The organism is Paenibacillus contaminans (assembly GCF_003285015.1).
GTDB classification, from domain to species: domain Bacteria; phylum Bacillota; class Bacilli; order Paenibacillales; family NBRC-103111; genus Paenibacillus_V; species Paenibacillus_V contaminans.
This window is the reverse complement of sequence record NZ_QMFB01000027.1, coordinates 105,866-123,099: the sequence shown is the minus strand read 5'-3', so window position 1 is coordinate 123,099 and position 17,234 is coordinate 105,866. Positions and strand designations below refer to the sequence as shown.

Annotated in this window: 11 protein-coding genes and 1 pseudogene; 6 read left to right on the top strand and 6 right to left on the bottom strand. The window is 57.5% G+C overall.

Annotated elements, in window-relative coordinates; all coding sequences use genetic code 11:
- Positions 1–386: 386 nt before the first annotated feature.
- Positions 387–1,796 carry a sensor histidine kinase gene (locus tag DQG23_RS32240; RefSeq protein WP_113035149.1) on the bottom strand — a complete coding sequence of 470 codons (1,410 nt, stop codon included), beginning with the start codon at positions 1,794–1,796 and terminating at the stop codon, positions 387–389.
- A complete protein-coding gene (locus DQG23_RS32235) occupies positions 1,793–2,464 on the bottom strand; it encodes a response regulator transcription factor (RefSeq protein ID WP_113035148.1) in 672 nt (223 codons plus the stop codon). The genes DQG23_RS32240 and DQG23_RS32235 overlap by 4 nt, the downstream gene beginning before the upstream one ends.
- A 258-nt stretch (positions 2,465–2,722) precedes the next feature.
- Here DQG23_RS32235 and DQG23_RS32230 point away from each other — a divergent pair, with 258 nt between their 5' ends.
- Together DQG23_RS32230 and DQG23_RS32225 are read left to right on the top strand one after the other, a co-directional pair.
- On the top strand, positions 2,723–3,220 hold the full coding sequence (locus DQG23_RS32230) for a C40 family peptidase (protein ID WP_113035147.1): 498 nt from the start codon (positions 2,723–2,725) through the stop codon (positions 3,218–3,220).
- Between the two features lie 205 nt (positions 3,221–3,425).
- Entirely contained in the window at positions 3,426–4,226 is an 801-nt protein-coding gene (locus tag DQG23_RS32225; protein ID WP_113035146.1) for an alpha/beta fold hydrolase, read from the top strand.
- Positions 4,227–4,452: 226 nt separating this feature from the next.
- On the opposite strand, the gene DQG23_RS32220 is transcribed toward DQG23_RS32225, so the two are convergent.
- From DQG23_RS32220 to DQG23_RS32200, 4 genes and pseudogenes are all read right to left on the bottom strand, one after another.
- Positions 4,453–5,520, bottom strand: a complete 1,068-nt coding sequence (locus DQG23_RS32220; protein WP_113035145.1) for a CapA family protein — start codon at positions 5,518–5,520, stop codon at positions 4,453–4,455.
- Between the two features lie 201 nt (positions 5,521–5,721).
- A pseudogene (locus DQG23_RS32215) lies at positions 5,722–6,984 on the bottom strand (MFS transporter); the annotation flags it as partial.
- Between the two features lie 818 nt (positions 6,985–7,802).
- Complete coding sequence (locus DQG23_RS32210) at positions 7,803–8,405, bottom strand: TetR/AcrR family transcriptional regulator (protein WP_113035143.1); 603 nt, start codon at positions 8,403–8,405, stop codon at positions 7,803–7,805.
- Positions 8,406–9,195: 790 nt separating this feature from the next.
- Positions 9,196–10,260, bottom strand: a complete 1,065-nt coding sequence (locus DQG23_RS32200) for a M42 family metallopeptidase (protein ID WP_113035157.1) — start codon at positions 10,258–10,260, stop codon at positions 9,196–9,198.
- Positions 10,261–10,573: 313 nt separating this feature from the next.
- Here DQG23_RS32200 and DQG23_RS32195 point away from each other — a divergent pair, with 313 nt between their 5' ends.
- The 4 genes from DQG23_RS32195 (at position 10,574) to DQG23_RS32180 (ending at position 17,129) form a co-directional block, all read left to right on the top strand.
- A complete protein-coding gene (locus DQG23_RS32195; RefSeq protein ID WP_238178145.1) occupies positions 10,574–12,118 on the top strand; it encodes a polysaccharide deacetylase family protein in 1,545 nt (514 codons plus the stop codon).
- Positions 12,119–12,428: 310 nt separating this feature from the next.
- Positions 12,429–13,412 carry an AAA family ATPase gene (locus DQG23_RS32190; protein WP_113035141.1) on the top strand — a complete coding sequence of 328 codons (984 nt, stop codon included), beginning with the start codon at positions 12,429–12,431 and terminating at the stop codon, positions 13,410–13,412.
- A 14-nt stretch (positions 13,413–13,426) separates the two neighbouring features.
- On the top strand, positions 13,427–14,656 hold the full coding sequence (locus DQG23_RS32185; RefSeq protein ID WP_158560803.1) for a DUF58 domain-containing protein: 1,230 nt from the start codon (positions 13,427–13,429) through the stop codon (positions 14,654–14,656).
- Positions 14,637–17,129 carry a transglutaminase-like domain-containing protein gene (locus tag DQG23_RS32180; protein WP_113035139.1) on the top strand — a complete coding sequence of 831 codons (2,493 nt, stop codon included), beginning with the start codon at positions 14,637–14,639 and terminating at the stop codon, positions 17,127–17,129. The genes DQG23_RS32185 and DQG23_RS32180 overlap by 20 nt, the downstream gene beginning before the upstream one ends.
- The last annotated feature ends 105 nt before the right edge of the window (positions 17,130–17,234 follow it).

Here is a 17,234-nt window from a genome sequence, read left to right as displayed (position 1 = left end):
ATGCCGCAAACGGATGGAAAGTTGCACGCGGTACAACAAATCCGCCCGAGGCATGCCGCAAACGGGCGAAACTGTTGTATGGCGTACAACAAATCCGCCCGGGGCAGGCCGCGAACGGGTGGAAAGTTGCACGCGGTACAACAATCTGCCCGAGACATGCCGCAAATGGGCGAAACTGTTGTATGGCGTACAACAAATCCGCCCGGGACATGCCGCAAACGGGCAAAACTGTTGTATGGCGTACAACAATCCGCCCGAGGCATGCCGCGAACGGTCGAACTGTTGCACGCGGTACAACAATCTGCCTGGGTCGGGCCGCGAACGGATGGAAAGTTGCACGCGGTACAACAAATCCGCCCTAGGCAGGCCGCAAACGGGCGAAAGTGCTATACCAACGTAACAGGCAAAACCACGCTCACCTTCGTGCCCTTTCCCTCGACGCTGTCGATCGTCAAGCTTCCGCGGTAACGTTCAACGATCCGTTTGGCGATCGCCAAACCGAGGCCGGTGCCGCCTTGTCTGCGGGTTCTCGCCTTGTCGACGCGGTAGAAACGATGCCCGATGTTCGGCAGCTCCTCGGCCGGGATGCCGATCCCGTAATCGATCACATCCAATTTAATAACCGTATCCGCAGCCGCTCCATAAACCGTGACTCTTTTTTCCCGATGCGAATATTTAACGGCGTTATCGATCAGAATGAGCAGGATCTGCTCCAAGTGATGAGGGGCGATCGCGGTTTTTGCGCCGTCCAGGCCGCCGAGATCGGTTTCAAAGTCAAAATCGGGATGAAGAATCGCCAAGTTTTTAATCGTCGCCTGGATGGTTAACTTGGGATCGGCGGCTTTTTCTTCATAAGCCATGTCGAAGGTTTCGGCCCTGGACAAGTCCAGCAGCTCCTGTACAAGATGCTGTAGCCGTCTGGACTCCTGCAAGGAAGCGTTCAGCGATTCCTCGAGTATGAGCGGATCGTTTTTACCCCAGCGCTGAAGCAAGGAAAGATGACCCTCGATAATCGAAATCGGCGTCCGCAATTCATGCGAGGCGTCTTCGACAAACTGCTGCTGCCGCAAGAAAGCCTGCTCCAGCTGGTCCATCATTTCGTTGAACATGCTCGTGAGCATCGAAAGCTCGTCGCGGTTATCGACCACCTGAACGCGTTCGTGCAACCCCCTTTGTTTAATGCTTCTCATCGTCTCCGCCAACAACCGCAAAGGTCTCAAAATCCACCCTGCCAGTACAAGCCCGGCCGCTCCGCTCAACAGAATGGCTCCAAAGCCTCCGGCAAGCATCAGGAACAGCATCAAACGGGTCAGCTTCTCCGTCGATACGAGATGATTCGCGATTTCGATCGTCCCTGTAAAATGATCCGTAACCAAAGGGCTGCGAATTAGCAGCAAACGATTTTCATAATAGTACATGCTTGTCAGCTGCTGAATGAAAACGGGCTCCGATGCGATCCATCTGGCAGGCAGTCCGTTCTCGATCGTCAGGATGGGGGTCCCGGTTCCGTCCAAAATGCGGATCAGCTGGTTATTTTGACTGATGCGGTCGAGGTAAAGCCGGCTTCTGCGAAGCTCTTCGCCGGTAAAGTCCATATTTTTCTCTTGAAAATAGCCGAGGATCTCGTCCATGTTTTTCGTAATCGCGGACTCCTCCTGCTTCATCAGCCAACGGTTGATCACCGTATATTGGACGACGTTATAAATGACGTACAGGAAGAGGAGCAGGCCGGAAGACCAAAGGACGATTTTCCATTTGATCGGGAGCCAGAGGAAACGGCGCTTGATCGTTTTCATCTCATTACATATCCGACGCCGCGCACCGTTTGGATGAAGCTGTCTGCATCCGGCTCGTCGAGCTTGTTTCGCAGGTACCGTACATAAACGTCAACGACATTCGTTTCGGCTTCGCAATCGCGGCCCCATACGCCCTCGATCAGCTGCTCTCGCGACAGGACGCGGTTCCGGTTATGCATGAACATCAGGAGAAGATCGTATTCCCGTTTGGTGAGCTCGATTACAGTTCCCCCTTTTTTTACGGTGCGGGATTGTTCGTCTACGGTCAACCCGCTTTTGGACAGCAGAGGAGCTTTATCCTCAAACTGATCGATCCTGCGCAAAATGACGCGAATGCGGGCGAGCAGCTCCTCTATGGCAAAAGGCTTCGCGATATAATCGTCCGCGCCGCTGTCCAAGCCCGAGACCCGGTCGATAACGCTGTCTCTTGCCGTGAGCATAATAATCGGCGTTTGTTTATGATTGCGGATTCGCCGGCATACCTCGATTCCGTTTAAGCCGGGAAGCATCACGTCCAAAAGGACGATATCCCAATCCTCGTCCAATGCCAGACCGAGTCCTTGTTTGCCGTCATGGGCGACAGTGACCGAGAAATCGGCATGCTGCAGCTCAAGCTCGATAAAACGGGCCAAATTCAATTCGTCCTCAATCAGCAATAATCGTCTCATAGGCATGACCTCTGGGAATATCGTGCCCCTTCCGCGGCATTGCTATGCAAATCTAACAGCCTATCACAGGAATAAGAGAATCGGGTGATAAAATGATGAAGGTTCGATGAGACAATTCTTACGATTTTCTTATTAAAGCGTTTTCGCGCAGTAACGGCGGAGGTTTGCGCTCCCTTTGGCAAATGGTGGGATAAAATCCCGTGTTATAGTTGTCCCAGGCAATGCTTTGCAACTCAAAACCTGAAGGAGGACTTCATGATGACTAACTTTAAAAACATCCGTTTCGGTAAAACGCTGACTGCTGTAGGTTTGAGTCTGACGCTCATGCTTTCGGGAACGGCTGCATTCGGTGCAGCGCCTGCTCACGCCGCCACAGCGGTGTCCGCATCCGCCAAAGCGGACAATATTATTGCCACAGGGAAAAAATATTTGGGCGTGCCCTATCAATACGGTGCTGCAAAAGGAAGTACAAGCCGCTTCGACTGCTCGTCCTTTACCCAGTATATTTTTGGCAAGCAAGGGATTCAGCTTCCCCGTTCTTCCAAGCAGCAATTGAGCGTAGGCAAATACGTGCCGCGCAGCCAGCTGAAGCCGGGCGATCTCGTTTTCTTCTATTCGCCGGTGCATCACGTAGCCGTCTATATCGGCAACGGCAAAATCATGCACACGTACGGGAAACCGGGCGTGACGATTTCCGACATGAGCTCGGGCTGGTGGAGCAAAAACTACACGACAGCACGCCGCGTTCTCAACTAGAACGGACAAGCCTGATTCATTGCTTTTACGAGAACAAAGCCGCCTCGCCAATGGGATTGGTTGAGGCGGCTTTTGGTATTGAAACTTTGGTTTGTGATCGGAGCAAGGACGGGTTATGATGGAACCAAGCGGAAATGGAGAATACTAAGCGGAAGGGTTCCGCCCGTTAACCGACACAACCTACATAGAAGAAGAGGGAAATAAAATGGCCAAAAAATTTATCTCGATAAATGAAAACAAGCTGGCTTATACGGATCAAGGCAGCGGATTGCCGGTCGTTTTGCTCCACGGCTTTTGCGGGAGCGGGGCATACTGGGATCAAGTCGTGCCCGCGCTTTCCGAGAAATATCGGGTGATCGCTCCGGACCAGCGCGGCCACGGCGATTCCGACGCACCCGAGGACCCTTATACGATGGAAGCGATGGCGGAGGATGTCGCGCAGCTGCTGCGTACGCTGAAGGTGGAAAAGGCGGTGGTGCTCGGCCATTCGCTCGGCGGGTATGTCGCATTGGCTTTTGCCGAGCGGTATCCGAAGAAGCTGAAAGCGTTCGGACTTATCCACTCGGCTTCGTTCCCTGACGACGAGCAGGGAAAAACGAACCGGACCAAAAACATGAACCTGATTCGCGAGAAAGGGCTCAATCCATTTATCGAAGGGCTGATCCCGAAGCTGTTCGCCCCCGAGCATGTGGAATCGATGCCGGATGAAGTCGAAAAAGCACTTAAAATCGGCAAGGCGACCAAACGTGACGGCGCAATCCGTACGCTCGCAGGCATGCGGGCGAGACCGGACCGCACAGCCGTGCTCAAAGGCTCCAAAGTCCCCGTACTGCTCGTGGCAGGGGAGAAGGACCAGATCGTCGCGCCCGACAAAACGTTTCACGTCAACAAGCCGAATATGCACAAGTTTTTGCTGGAAGAGGCGGGGCATATGAGCATGTACGAAGCGCCCGAAAGACTGCTCGAAGCGATGCGGCTGTTTCTGGACGAGAAGGTTCAGGCATAATTAATTGTAAATCCGACGATCTATTAGAGATCGCCGGATTTTTTTATGCCGGAAAAGCCAGCGTCAAAGATGCAGGTAGACTTTTTTGACGAAAATGTACGATCGCGGGATCAAGCCTGTGCCCGACTCCCGGCGGAAGAGGCCTTACGATGAACGGAACGTATACTTATGCGGCGTGGCAGGTCGTCACGGCCGGTTGCCGAACGAGGAATGTGCGCTGGCCTCATCAAGACAGCTGCGAACCGAACAGCGTCGCGGCGCGACGATTGACGCGGCGCAGCGTGCGTGCCTCGCTGCCGTTTTTTGCTGCTCGCGCGAGCGCTTGGCGCATTGTGTGCAGCCGATAGCCTGCATGACCGGCTTTTTCTGGACGACCGATCCACGTCGGAACGGCGCGGGCTTTGACGACGCCGGCGAGACCCTCGCGCTGCTTGCGGATCGTGAGTCTGACGATAACGCCGTTTTTGGTATGGTCGTTTTTTTTCAGCTTCGAGCCGATGAAGTTGCCCATCGAATAAATGACATAACGCCGGCGCGATCTTCCGCTCGCGTCTTTTACGGTTCGGAGCGAGTGGCGCTGAAGCACGTGCGGATGCGCACCCAGAACGACGTCGGCGCCTAACGCGAACAGCTTGCGCACAACCTGCTTTTGCCAGGCGTTTGGCTCCAGCTTGTATTCCGAGCCAAAGTGGATGCAGACGACCGTAACATCCGCCAACCGCCGCATTCTGCGCAAATCCGATGCGATGCGGCCGAAGCGGATTTTGTTGACCGCCCACGTCTTTCCTTTAGGTACGGGAAGACGGTTCGTCCCCTGTGTGTAGGCCAAAATGCCGACACGAACGCCCTTGACGCTGCGGATAAGCAGCTTTCCGGATTCCGCGGCTGTACGGGACGTGCCCGTATGAGCCAGACCGGCGCGGTCGAGCACGTTCAGCGTACGGTTCAAGCCGCCGATGCCATGATCCACGCAGTGATTGTTGGCCGTGGTCATTACGTCGAAGCCAAGCCGCTTCAGCGTGCCGGCAAAGCTGTCGGGACAGTTGAAGCGGGGGAAATTCGTCTTCGGGTGCCGCGACTCGGTCGTGCCGGCAACGCCTGAAGCGTTGCGCCCGGCGAACGTCGTTTCAAGATTGCCGATCGTCAGGTCGGCCTGCTTAAGCAGCGGAGCGACCTCCGCGAACATGCCGTCAAAAACGTGACGTTTGCCGCGTCCGGCTCTTTTGGCTGCGGCGATGACGCTTTTTTTCATCAACAGATCACCGATAGCGGCTATTGTTATTTCCGTTGCCATAGCAGGCGGATCCCTCCCGATGCGCTTGCGCCAAAACGGCGGAAGCGGAGCTTATTGTCCAAGGCAAGCGACGGCATATTACACTGCTTCCATAATAACGTAGCGTTCGATGACGAGCTTTCACATGGACGGGACAACATACAGGATAGTGTATTCACCTCGGCTCGCGGCAGCGCAGGCGGACAGCCATAGACGATTTGCTTAGTTAAGGGTTTGAACGACGGACTCCTGTCCGGCAGCGGGCTGCTTGCGCTGAGGGACGGTAAGCCCGAGACAAAACCATGCGGCGGCAAAAATGATCGCGGCCGATATGCCGAACGTGACGATGAGTGTCGTCGATTTCAGGACGAAGCCGGACAGCGCCGACCCGGCGAGTATCCCGCCGATCATCAGAGGACTGATCGCGCCGTTCGCACGCCCGACATACGCTTCATCGACAAGCTTGATAAGCAGCATGCTGAGCACGATTTGCATGAACGCCATCATGATACCGACGAGAAAGCGCATGGCGGCGGTCAAGGCGACCCAGACGGAGAGCGCTTCGACGACGATCGAGATCGATAGGAAAACGATGCCCGCGAAAAGTATCAGCCTTGTGTTAAGCCGGTCGGCGACAGCCGCTGCGGTTAGCCCGCCGATCAGCATGCCGATGCCGGACAGCGCATAGAACCATTGCAGCGCTTCCTTGTCGAGCTGCAGCCGATCGGTCACGATGTAGACGTCGAGCGGATGGATGAGACCGGACCCGAGGCCGATCAGCGAGAACGCTCCGGCGATCAGCAGCAGGTTGCGGTTTGCGCGCACGTACCGGAACCCCTCCTTCATCTCTTGCCAAATCCGGCTGTCTGCGGGACGTTCCGGCTTTGACATTTTGGGCAGCAGCGTTTGGACGAGCGCCGATGCGCCGAACAGCACGAACAGGCAAAGCAGTGAATACGTGATGCCGAGCCACGAATAGATAAGCGTCCCGACCATCGGTCCGACGATCATGAACAGGGACATCATGCTCTGGCTTAGGCCGATGGCTGCGGATACTTGGGATTCGGGCACGTATTTTTTGAAAATGATGACGGAAGCCGGCTGGGAAATTTGACTGACAATGGCGGATACGAGCGTAGCTGCAAAGACGGCTTCCCAGTAGCCGCCTGCGATCAGCAGCATGATGACGGCGATCGAAGCGGCGCTAAGCATATCGCTGGTCATCAGCACCTTTTTCGGATTCCACCGGTCGGCGAGCGTTCCGCCCAAGAAGGCGAATAAGAAAATCGGTGCCTGCTCAATGACCGTAAGCATCGATACGGCAACCGGGTCGCTGCCGGTTTGCTCCATGACGTAAAACAATAGCGCAATATTGCGGACCCAAATCGCAATTTGCTGCAAAAGATCGGCGGCGATGACGACGCGGAACACGCGGTTTTGAAACAATTCTTTCATAGGCGGCCTCCTGTTGAGCGAAGTTTCACGGTTTGTCGAATCTAAAGACTGAACGTCCGGTCAGTTATTTTGGTGAAAAATGCGCCGGCTGCTTGGGGCGCGGCGACGGCGACTGGCGGCTAGTAGCTGGCGCCGTGTAGCTGGCGGTCTGTGCGCCACGATTAGCCTGCCATGGCGATTAGCGGCTGCATCGTGTACAACCTCGTCATGGCGGTTAGTGGCTGACACCGTGAGACCGGTGGTCATAGTACGCTCACGAACTACCTTGTCATAGCGGTTAATGGCGGCACCGAGAGACCTGTGGTCATGGGTGCGCCAGGAACAGCCTTGTCATGGCGGTCAACGGCTGGCTGTGTTCATAGTACGCCCACGAACTGCCTTGTCAATAGGCGCTAGTGGCTTACGCCGAGAGACCTGCTGGTCAAAGCGCGCCACGATCATCCTCGTCATGGCTGTTAGTGGCTGGCACAACGAGACGGCGTTCACAGTCAGGGGATATGAGATAAGTCGATCGAGCGTTACCCATTCCGCTAACTGTAAAACCTCCAGTTTAATTTGGGCTATCGGGCGGATGTGGGCAAATAGCTGGAAAAACTACAGTTATAATTATCGAAAAACACCATATTAGGCAAAATGTCTCAAATTAGCTGTAGATTTTCCAGGTAAACCCGCAAAATCATCAAAATCACGAAAACTAACTGTATATTTTCCATTAAGACTTTTAGTGCACGATCGCTTTCCCTCAATATCATGTTTTCGCGAGTGAAGGAGCGTAATCCGGGACAACCTGAACATGAAGAGCAGAGGGGAGTAAAGGAATTTTTGTTTCACATACTAAGCACAACCGATTAAGCGCGCGGCTTCGAAAGGCGGATGCCATCCAGAAATACGTCGACGGCTTTTTTGTACAAAGGTCCTAATTTCTCGTACGGGAGATCGTAAAATGCGACGCTGAGCCCGCTCATTAAAGCAAACAGGATGTACATCAAATCCTCGGTGTCGTCTTCACGGAATTCCCCGTTCCGCATCCCATCGGCAAGAAGCTTCATAAAGGCGGGGTAGTGCGCCTTCGTGAAAGTCAGCAGCTGCTCCATGATCGCCGGATCGGAGGAACGGCTGCCGGCAAACTCTTCCGCCGCCTTCAACAGCGGATTTTGAAAATCCTCTACGTAATGCTGCGCGAGCCGATACAGCTTATCGGTGGATGTCGTCAGCGTAGACTCGAGCTCATTCCAGGTATCCAGCCATTCCTGCATGTTGGCCTCAATCAAATGGAGAAAAAGCGTCTCCTTGCTTTTGAAATGATAGTAGATGCTGCCTTTGCTCATGCCCGTCGCCGTGCGGATATCCTCCATAGAAGTGGCTGCGTACCCCTTCTGGCAAAACAGCTCCTTCGCTTTGGTCGCGATAAGTCGTTTGGAATGCTCGGCTTCTTCCTTGCGGCGTGCCATCGGTGCACCTCCTTGATGATAAACTGAACGTCCGGTCAGTTATAGCATAAACGATTCCGCGCTAAAATACAACGGCTGAACCTTACTCCTCGCCGATCGTACCTGTCTAGTTGCAGTCGGTGAGAAATAATGAGGAAAAGTTTATTATTCGTGAAGCAAACGTTATTAGTTTACGCCAAAAACCCGCGTTCGGGGAAGCTAATAAGGGAAAGGATATTATTAGTGAGGAAAAGCAAATTGATAGTTTCGTTTCCCTCACTAATCGGCGAAAACGTACCTTCTACTGGTTGAATAGTGGACATCGCCTCATTACCAGTGAGGTTTTCTACACTATTGCCTTGACCGCTAAAGAGTTACTCCCGCTTATCATGAAAGAGTCCGCAGCCGCGGTTTGACAGCTGACGTGTGACCGAGCACCGCGTGCCGGGAGTCGCGCGCGGTGCGGAGTCAAAACGCGGGTTCGTATGCGAGGTATGCGGGCGCAACAGCGCCATAAATCGGTTAACGGAATGGGCCCGCGGCTCCCCGTCGATGTGGACTCTCGAGGGAGATAAGCCTGTTATCCCCAGGGTAGCTTTTATCCGTTGAGCGATGGCTCTTCCATTCGGTACCACCGGATCACTAAGCCCGACTTTCGTCCCTGCTATGGGCTAGCCTCTACCGTAGACTGTGATTGGAATGCCTTAAAAAGCCTGCAAATCCGCAATTAAGCGGATCTGCAGGCTTTTTGCGCGCGCTACGCGGAGCGCAATCGGTGTGCCAAACGGCTCCCGGAGGTTCCTTGAAAGAGCTATTCGAGCAGCTCGGCCAGCTTGGCGCTATCGAGCTTCTTGATGACGGCGGTTAGAATCGTCGCCGCGTGATCGAAGTCGGTTTTCGACATGATCGCGTTATGGCTGTGGATGTACCGCGTCGCAAAGCCGACGTACAATGTCGGCACGCCGATGCCGCTCGTGTGGAAGCGGCCGCCGTCGGTGCCGCCGCCGGTGAGCGCGTCGACCTGGTATTTGATGCCGAGCTCGGTCGCGGTATCCATGACCAGCTCGCGCAAGCCCTTATGCGCGATCATCGTCGCGTCCATCAGCGAGATGATCGGACCGTCGCCGACGTTGCAGGTGATCGGGTTCGACTCGGAGCCCGGCGTGTCGTAGGCAAGTCCTACGTCCAGCGCGAACGCGATGTCCGGCTTCACCAAATTGGCCAACGTGCCCGCGCCGCGAAGGCCGACTTCCTCTTGCACCGTAGCGCCGGAAAAGACGACGTTCGGATGCGCTTCGTTCTCAAGCCGCTTCAGCACTTCCACCGCAAGCGCGCAGCCCGCCCGGTTGTCGAGCGCTTTGCCGACCCACAAGTCGCCTTCGCGCATCGTCATGAATTCGGCCACAGGCACGATCATATCGCCTGGGCGGATGCCCATATCCGCTGCGTCTTCCGCGCTTTTGGCGCCTACGTCTATGTAGAGGTCCTTCAGCTGCATCACTTTATTGCGTTCATCCGCGGTAAGAGCGTGCGGAGGCTTCGAGCCGATAATGCCGATATGGTCGCCTTTGCTCGATTTGATTTTGACGCGGTGCGAAAGCATGTTATGCGGCCACCAGCCGCCTAACGCTTGAAAGCGGATGAAGCCTTTCGGCGTTACCGCGGTCACCATGAAGCCGACTTCATCCAAATGGCCGGCAAGCAAAATGCGCGGTCCGTTCGCGTCGCCGGTTTTGCGTCCGACGATGCTGCCCAGCCGGTCCGTCAGCACTTCTTCGGTAAGCGGCTCGATCAGCTTGCGCATATGGGCGCGGACTTCTTTCTCGTAGCCGGGTACGCCCTCCGCTTCGGAAAGCTCCTTCATCATTAAAGTCATCGAATCCACGTTGAAATCGCTCCTTTTATCAGGATTTGTCACAAAGGGTAACGTTCATCTTCAAAGGCCGCCGCAGGCAGAAGCGCCATACGCGAACCTCTTCTAACTATATAGCATTCCGTAGTCGCATTCAAGAAAAGCGGCGCTTAATGTGTTTAATAATAAACAAGGTGTATAAAAGTAGACATGAGTATTTCTCCGGTTGCAATGTCCTTCATTTTCATAGGCATACGGATGTCTAGCATCCCATATACTCTATCAGATTGCGATAAGGGCTGCGCAATATCCATAGAACCTTCGGAGGGATATCCGCATGATGAGAAAAGCATTCGTTCGGAAAATGATGATAACACTGCTATGCTGCGGGCTGCTGCAAGGATATGCGATCGGGAACCGCATTTTCGCGGACGGGGATGAGGATGCGGGCTTGGAAGCCGCGCGCGTGAAAGCCTACGAGAAGCTGTCGTCGGGTCAAAGAATAGAGGCGGGTGAAAAGGGGGTGACGGCAGCGGCGCCGACGGAAACGACCGTTTATTTGACGTTCGATGACGGGCCGAGCGTGAATACGCCGGAGGTTCTCGATATATTGCGGGAGGAAGAGGTGCCGGCGACCTTTTTCGTGCTAGGGGAAATGGCGGAACGGCAGCCGGATATGGTGAAGCGTATTTTGGCTGAAGGGCATTCGCTGGGCAATCATTCGTACAATCATGTATATAAAGAGCTTTACGGCGATTTCGGCGTGTTTTGGAAGCAGCTGCAGAAGACGGAGGATGCGCTTGAGCGGATCGCCGGCTTGCGGCCTACGCTCGTCCGCGCCCCGGGAGGGACGGCGACCAACTTCGACGCCTTCTATTTCTACTATTTGGAGACGGCGGGCTATCAGGTGCATGACTGGAATGTAGACAGCGGCGATTCGAAGCGCTCGGGCGTTCCCGTTGCGGAAATCGTACGGACGGTCAAGGACAGTCCGATTCGCGGACAGACCGTCGTGCTGATGCATGACGGGGCGGGGCACGCGGAGACCGCCAAAGCGCTGCCCGAAATAATTCGCTTCTACAAGGATAAGGGTGTGAAGTTCGCCGTGTTGACGCCGGAAACGAAGCCCGTTCAATTTACGCTGCACAAGCCCAAATGGAGCCGAGCCACCAGCTACGAGCAATTTGTTAAAGCGGATAAGGAGGCGCGCCGTTCGGCGGCGCTCAAACGCGAGGCGAACGAACCAAGCAAGCCGCATGAGGCGAATGATTCCAGCGGCTCGAACGAGGCTGAGGAGGCCGGCGGGTCGAAAAAAACGGACGAAGCTTCTCAGGCTCTGCTGGATAGGGAGAAAGAAGCCGTGCTGCGGCATCAAACGGAGGTGGCCGTGAAGGAGTCGGCGTACGCGCTTGAGCAGCTTCAGGCAAGCGTTCCGCTTAAGATAACGTTCGATCGCGGCGATTGGACACTGGAGGGCGGCGAGTATGTTTTCGAGCGGGGAAGCTTTGCCGTACCGCTTCGCGGCTTGGCGGAAAAGCTCGGCGGCGCTTATGCCGACGGCTCTCCGGGAACGGCCGCCGTTCGGCTCGGGCAGCGTTTGCTTGTTTACGAAGCGGCGGAACGGGCGATTACGGAGTACTCACTCGTACCCGCACCCGCGCCCGATCGAAAGCCGCTCGTTCGTGCGCTTGCGGATGTCCGGTTCGCGAATGGGGAGCTGTACGTGCCGCTGCGAGCGGCTGTCGAGTTGTTCGGCGGACGGATCGCAGATTACCGTTTGGAGCGGGACGCGCGATTCGTAACGGTTTCGATGAGAGAAGACGGCGGCGATGCGCTTTTTGCATCGGCCGATTCGAACCGGACTCTAGCATCGGCGTTATGAAAGCAAACGGTTGATGGCATATCCCGATTCTCGCAGCCGGATGTGTAAAATCATAGAGAGATGGGAAAGCTTCTAGTAATAGTGTGTTTAAAAAGGCCCCTTTTCAGAACCGAGAAGGTTGGATGAAACCGAGAAACGAGGACACGGAGCGTAGGCAAAACCTACGTTAGTACCGCAGTTGCCGGATGAATTCAAGATTCGATGTCGAATTCCCCTCCGTTCTGCTTCGTTATCAAAAGGGGGCTTTTTAAACTACCTCTAGTAATAGAGATGACACGCTTTTGGTAGCGTGCTAGGAGGACAGCCCGATATGCCACCGGGAACGAGCAATATACGATTTGAACTGCCGCAGGACGTGATCGAACGCGTCATTGCGAATGTGGAAAGAATCATAATAGGTAAAAGAGAGCCGATCGAGCAAGCCGTCATCGCCTTGCTTTGCGGCGGCCATTTGCTGCTTGAGGATGTGCCCGGCGTCGGCAAAACGATGCTTGTGCGCGCGCTCGCGCGAACGGTTGACTGCGGCTTCAAGCGTATCCAGTTTACGCCGGATCTTCTGCCGTCCGACGTAACGGGTGTCGCCGTCTATAACGCGAGGAACGGGGAATTCGAATTCCGCCCCGGCCCTTTGTTTGCGAACATCGTGCTGGCCGACGAGTTGAACCGGACGTCGCCCAAAACGCAGGCGGCGCTGCTGGAAGCGATGGAGGAGAAGCATGTGACGGCGGACGGGACGACGTACAGGCTGCCGGAGCCGTTCATGCTGCTCGCGACGCAAAACCCGCTTGATTACGAGGGGACGTTCGGCCTGCCGGAAGCGCAGCTGGACCGTTTTTTGCTGCGGATTCGGATCGGATATCCGGAGCCGGTCCAGGAGGCCGCGATGTTAGGCAGGCTGCAGGAGCGCCACCCGATCGAACACTTGAAGCCGGTGCTGCTCGCCGACGAGCTGCTCGATCTTCAGCGGCAGGTTAGGATGACGCATGTGGATGAATCGCTGCGGCATTATATCGTGCAGCTGACGAACGCGACGCGCAGTCATAAGGAAGTCGAGCTGGGGGTGAGTCCGCGGGCTTCGCTCGCGCTTATGCAGGCGGCGCAGGCAAAGGCGGTCGTCAGCGGCCGCAGCTTCGTCGTACCCGACGACATCAAGGCGATGGCGGTCGCCGCGCTTTCGCATCGGCTTGTATTAACGGGAGACGCCCGGATGTCGGGCAGGAACGGCGAGCAGATCATGCGGCAAATCGTTGCGCAGCAGCCCGTTCCCGCCTTGCGTACCGCGTCGTACGGTTGAGGGGGCGGATGATCATGCGATGGAGATCATTTGCCGGCATGGCCGCCCTGTGGGGCTTCTCGCTGGCGCTGGCCGCAGCCCGCGGCGGGCACAGCGCATGGCTTCTCGTATACAGCTTCGGCGCGCTGCTGCTTTATGCGGTCTGCGTTCAGCTGCTCAGCTTGCGCGGACTGCGGGCGGAGCGCACGCTGTCGCAAAGCGTCGCGCTTTCGGGCGGCGACGTGCAGGTAACGCTGCGTTTGACGCATAAGTCGTGGCTGCCGCTCGTTTGGCTCGTCGTTCGCGAGGAATGGCTCGCCGAGGGCAGAACGGACGGTATTCGTTTCAGCCGTGTGCTGTTTCCGTGGTTTCGCCGCAGGTTGACATGCACGTACACGATGAAGCGGCTGAACCGCGGTGTGTACCGCGCGCAGCCGGTCGCAGCGGTGACCGGCGATATGTTCGGACTGCTTCAATCCGTGCGGCGCGCGTCTGCAGAGGAGACGCTGACCGTTTATCCGCGGCCGTACGATATACGCCGCTGGCGAGTTCGCGGCGGCCATGGCGAAGAGGGCCGCATCATGCTGTTTCCGCCGGCCGGCAATACGCGGTTGGGGGGAACGGTGCGCGATTACGCGGAAAGCGATCCGCCGCGGCGCATCCATTGGAAAGCGACCGCGCGTTGCGGGTCGCTCAAATCGCGCGAGGAGGAAGCGTATCCTTCCGAATCGCTTATGGTTTATTTGGACGCGGCGGCGGCGGGAGCTGCAGGCAGCGGGGCGGCCGGGCAGCGTGCGGAGCCGTTCGAGTCAGCCGTGCAGCTGGCGGCGGGGTTGCTCCGCTATGCCGCGGAGGCGCGTTGCCCGGCAGGGCTCGTTTGCCGCGCAGGCAGCCGCGAGGTGACGGCACATGTGCGCGCCGACAACCTCGCATGGGGTTATGCGCAGCTGGCGGCCCTTGAGCCCGCCGCCGCGGGGCGCAACGTTTACGCCGACGAGCTGCTGCGGCACGCGCGGACGCTGCCGCCGGCGTACACCGTCGTCTGCGTGACGTCAGCGCTGAGCGACGGGCTGCTTGCGGCGGCGCAGCAGCTGAGCGCGCGGCGGCGCAAGGTGCAGGTACTCTACGTGCATACGCATGCGGTGCTGCCGAATGACGTGCGCCAATGGCGCAGCCGCTTCGAAGGCGCAGGCTGCGCCTTCGCGCCGGTGGCTTGCACGCACGGCGGGACGGAGGTGAGCGCTTATGCGGCGGACGGAGCTTGAACGCAGCGCCTCCGGTATCGCGGCTGCCCGCGCAGCGGGCGCGACGCAGGCAGCCGAGGCAGAGCCCCGTGCAGCTTGCGCTTCGCCGGCAGGCGAACGCTCCTGGCTGCGCGAAGGGGCTGCAGCGCTGCTGCTGTTTATGCTGCTGCGGGAATGGCTGCTGCCGATCGCCGAGCTGTCGGAAGCGAACACGCAGCAGGTGATCGGCCCGCTGTTAACGGCCATAGGCATATTTTTGCTGGCGGATTGGCTGCGGCTGCATTGGCTCCCCGGAGCCGTCCTTAAGCTGCTCGCCGCATGGCTGTGCGTCGGCTGGTTGTACGATTGGGGAGCCGTCATTTCGTTCCGGTGGCCGGCAGACTACGCTGCAGCAAGCTTGCAGGACTTCGAAGCGGCGCTGCGCGGCGACCCGGGCTCGATCGGCGGAGAAAACCGGACGCTGCTTTTTCTGGGTGGCTGGGCGCTGCTCGCGGGCGTCATTCAATCGGTATTTACATATAGGAAGCAATCGCTTTGGTTCGTCCTTCTGACGCTTCTTTATTTGATTGTGCTGCAGCTGTGGCCGGGGCTTGACACGACGGCGGCGATCGTAAGGGCGCTTCTGCTCGGGCTTCTGCTGACGGCGCTGCTTCAGCTGCCTCGCATCGAGCGCATGTTTGGGGCCGGAAGCGGAACGGCGGGCTGGCCGTTCGGCTGGATCGCCATCGCCGTCGTGCTTGCCGGCGTCTCTGCAGGAATCGGCATGTCGGCGGCGGGTACGGAGCAGCGAACGGTGGAACCGCTTAGCATGGAGAGCTGGGAACGATTGTTTGATCGAATCGGTCATGGCGCGGCCGGGCGAGCGCTATCGGCGTTCACCGACTCCGGCGCGGCGATCGCGGCGAAAGCCGGCTACGGGAATGACGATACGCGGCTGGGTTATCCGCTGCGCACGGACGACGGCATCGCGTTCATTGCGCGGACGACGCAGCCGACCTATTGGCGCGGCGAATCCAAAAGCGTGTATACGGGGCAAGGCTGGATTGGGCTTGACGACGAAACGGAGCTGCAGCCTTATCAAAACCAGGCTCAGCCGGAAGTCGCCGCTGCCGGCTCCGCTGAAGAGCGCTTAACGGCAGCGTCGCAAACGAACGGCGGCGGGGCGGGGACGATTCTCCAAGAAGTGCTGCTGAACCGGGGGAGCCGCAGCGACCAGCTGTTCGCCGGCGGATCGATCGCAAGCGTCGGGCCTATGATCGCGGACAGCGGTAAAATCATCAAAGCGGACTCGCTGTTTATGAACATGCGGTCGGGCCGTTATGTGACCCGAAACGGCGTCGACCCGCTTGCTTATTATAAGCTGGAGGTCGCGCCGCCCATATCGGACGCGCAGCGTCTGCGCAGCGAAACGGCGGACTATCCCCCGGACATTCGCGCCGCATATTTGCAGCTGCCGGACTCGCTGCCGAAGCGAGTGTCCGAACTGGCGTCCGCAGCCGCCGCGTCTGCCGGCAACGCTTACGACCGGGCATCCGCCATTTCGGCGTATTTGAAGACTCACTACACCTATAGCTTGGATAAGCCGAAAGTACCGGCGGGGCGCGAAGATTTCGTAGACAGCTTCCTGTTCGAGCAGAAGGTCGGCTACTGCGATCATTTTTCGACGGCGATGGTCGTCATGCTGCGCTCGATCGGCATTCCGGCGCGCTGGGTGAAGGGTTATGCGCCCGGCGAGCTGTCGCCGGCAGGCGATATGCCGCTGATGCAGCATGCCGCAGCGTCAAACGCGATGGAGGCGGCTTTGACGGCGGACGCCGCGGCAGGCCGTACCTTCTACCAAGCGACGGTACGCAACCGGAACGCCCATTCCTGGGTAGAGGTTTATTTTCCGGAGAGCGGCTGGGTTCCGTTCGAGCCTACGCCCGGCTTTGCCGGGGCCGCCTCGCAAGGGAACGACGTTAGCGATATGAAACCCGTTTCCGTTGCGCCGGAGACGGGCAGCGCCGAGCCGGGTACATGGCTCGAACGCTTGCAGCGTTTCGGCTCCGGGCTCGAAAAGCGCGCATCGCTCGAAACCGCTCCCCTGGCCGGCTTTCTTCGCGATCGTGCGAAGCTGATCGCCGCAGGGCTGGCTTTGCTCGCGGCGCTGGCACTGCTTGTTTGGCTGCTGCGGAAACGGCTGGCGGTCTGGCTGCTGCTTCGCAGTCTCCGGCGCAATCAGAGGGGCCCGGAACATTTGCAGCGTACGCTCGACAAGCTGTGGCTGCGGCTGTTCCGTAAATTCGGCGGCCGCAGACCCGATGAAACGATTCGCGAGTACGTATTGTCGCGAACAGGTCTTGAAAACGATCGGCGCGAGGCGCTGTTCGAGCTCGCAAGGCTGTACGAGGCGGTCCGTTACGATGCGCGTCCGGCTCGCACGCTGCCGAAGCCGCGAATCGAGGAGCTGTGGAACAAGCTTAACGGCGGCGGTGCGGAGAGCCGCAAGCCGTAGTGAACGGCGTGCTGCGGATTCATTCGCAGCACGCTTTCATTTAAAAGACATTCTAAAGGCTTAGCGCAAAATCCGTATGTCGAGAGAATCGCATTGTTCGATTTC

Coding starts and splice junctions, on each gene's coding strand:
- DQG23_RS32240 (WP_113035149.1), bottom strand. CDS start 1,796: ATGAAAACGATCAAGCGCCGTTTCCTCTGGCTCCCGATCAAATGGAAA.
- DQG23_RS32235 (WP_113035148.1), bottom strand. CDS start 2,464: ATGAGACGATTATTGCTGATTGAGGACGAATTGAATTTGGCCCGTTTT.
- DQG23_RS32230 (WP_113035147.1), top strand. CDS start 2,723: ATGACTAACTTTAAAAACATCCGTTTCGGTAAAACGCTGACTGCTGTA.
- DQG23_RS32225 (WP_113035146.1), top strand. CDS start 3,426: ATGGCCAAAAAATTTATCTCGATAAATGAAAACAAGCTGGCTTATACG.
- DQG23_RS32220 (WP_113035145.1), bottom strand. CDS start 5,520: ATGGCAACGGAAATAACAATAGCCGCTATCGGTGATCTGTTGATGAAA.
- DQG23_RS32210 (WP_113035143.1), bottom strand. CDS start 8,405: ATGGCACGCCGCAAGGAAGAAGCCGAGCATTCCAAACGACTTATCGCG.
- DQG23_RS32200 (WP_113035157.1), bottom strand. CDS start 10,260: ATGACTTTAATGATGAAGGAGCTTTCCGAAGCGGAGGGCGTACCCGGC.
- DQG23_RS32195 (WP_238178145.1), top strand. CDS start 10,574: ATGATGAGAAAAGCATTCGTTCGGAAAATGATGATAACACTGCTATGC.
- DQG23_RS32190 (WP_113035141.1), top strand. CDS start 12,429: ATGCCACCGGGAACGAGCAATATACGATTTGAACTGCCGCAGGACGTG.
- DQG23_RS32185 (WP_158560803.1), top strand. CDS start 13,427: ATGCGATGGAGATCATTTGCCGGCATGGCCGCCCTGTGGGGCTTCTCG.
- DQG23_RS32180 (WP_113035139.1), top strand. CDS start 14,637: ATGCGGCGGACGGAGCTTGAACGCAGCGCCTCCGGTATCGCGGCTGCC.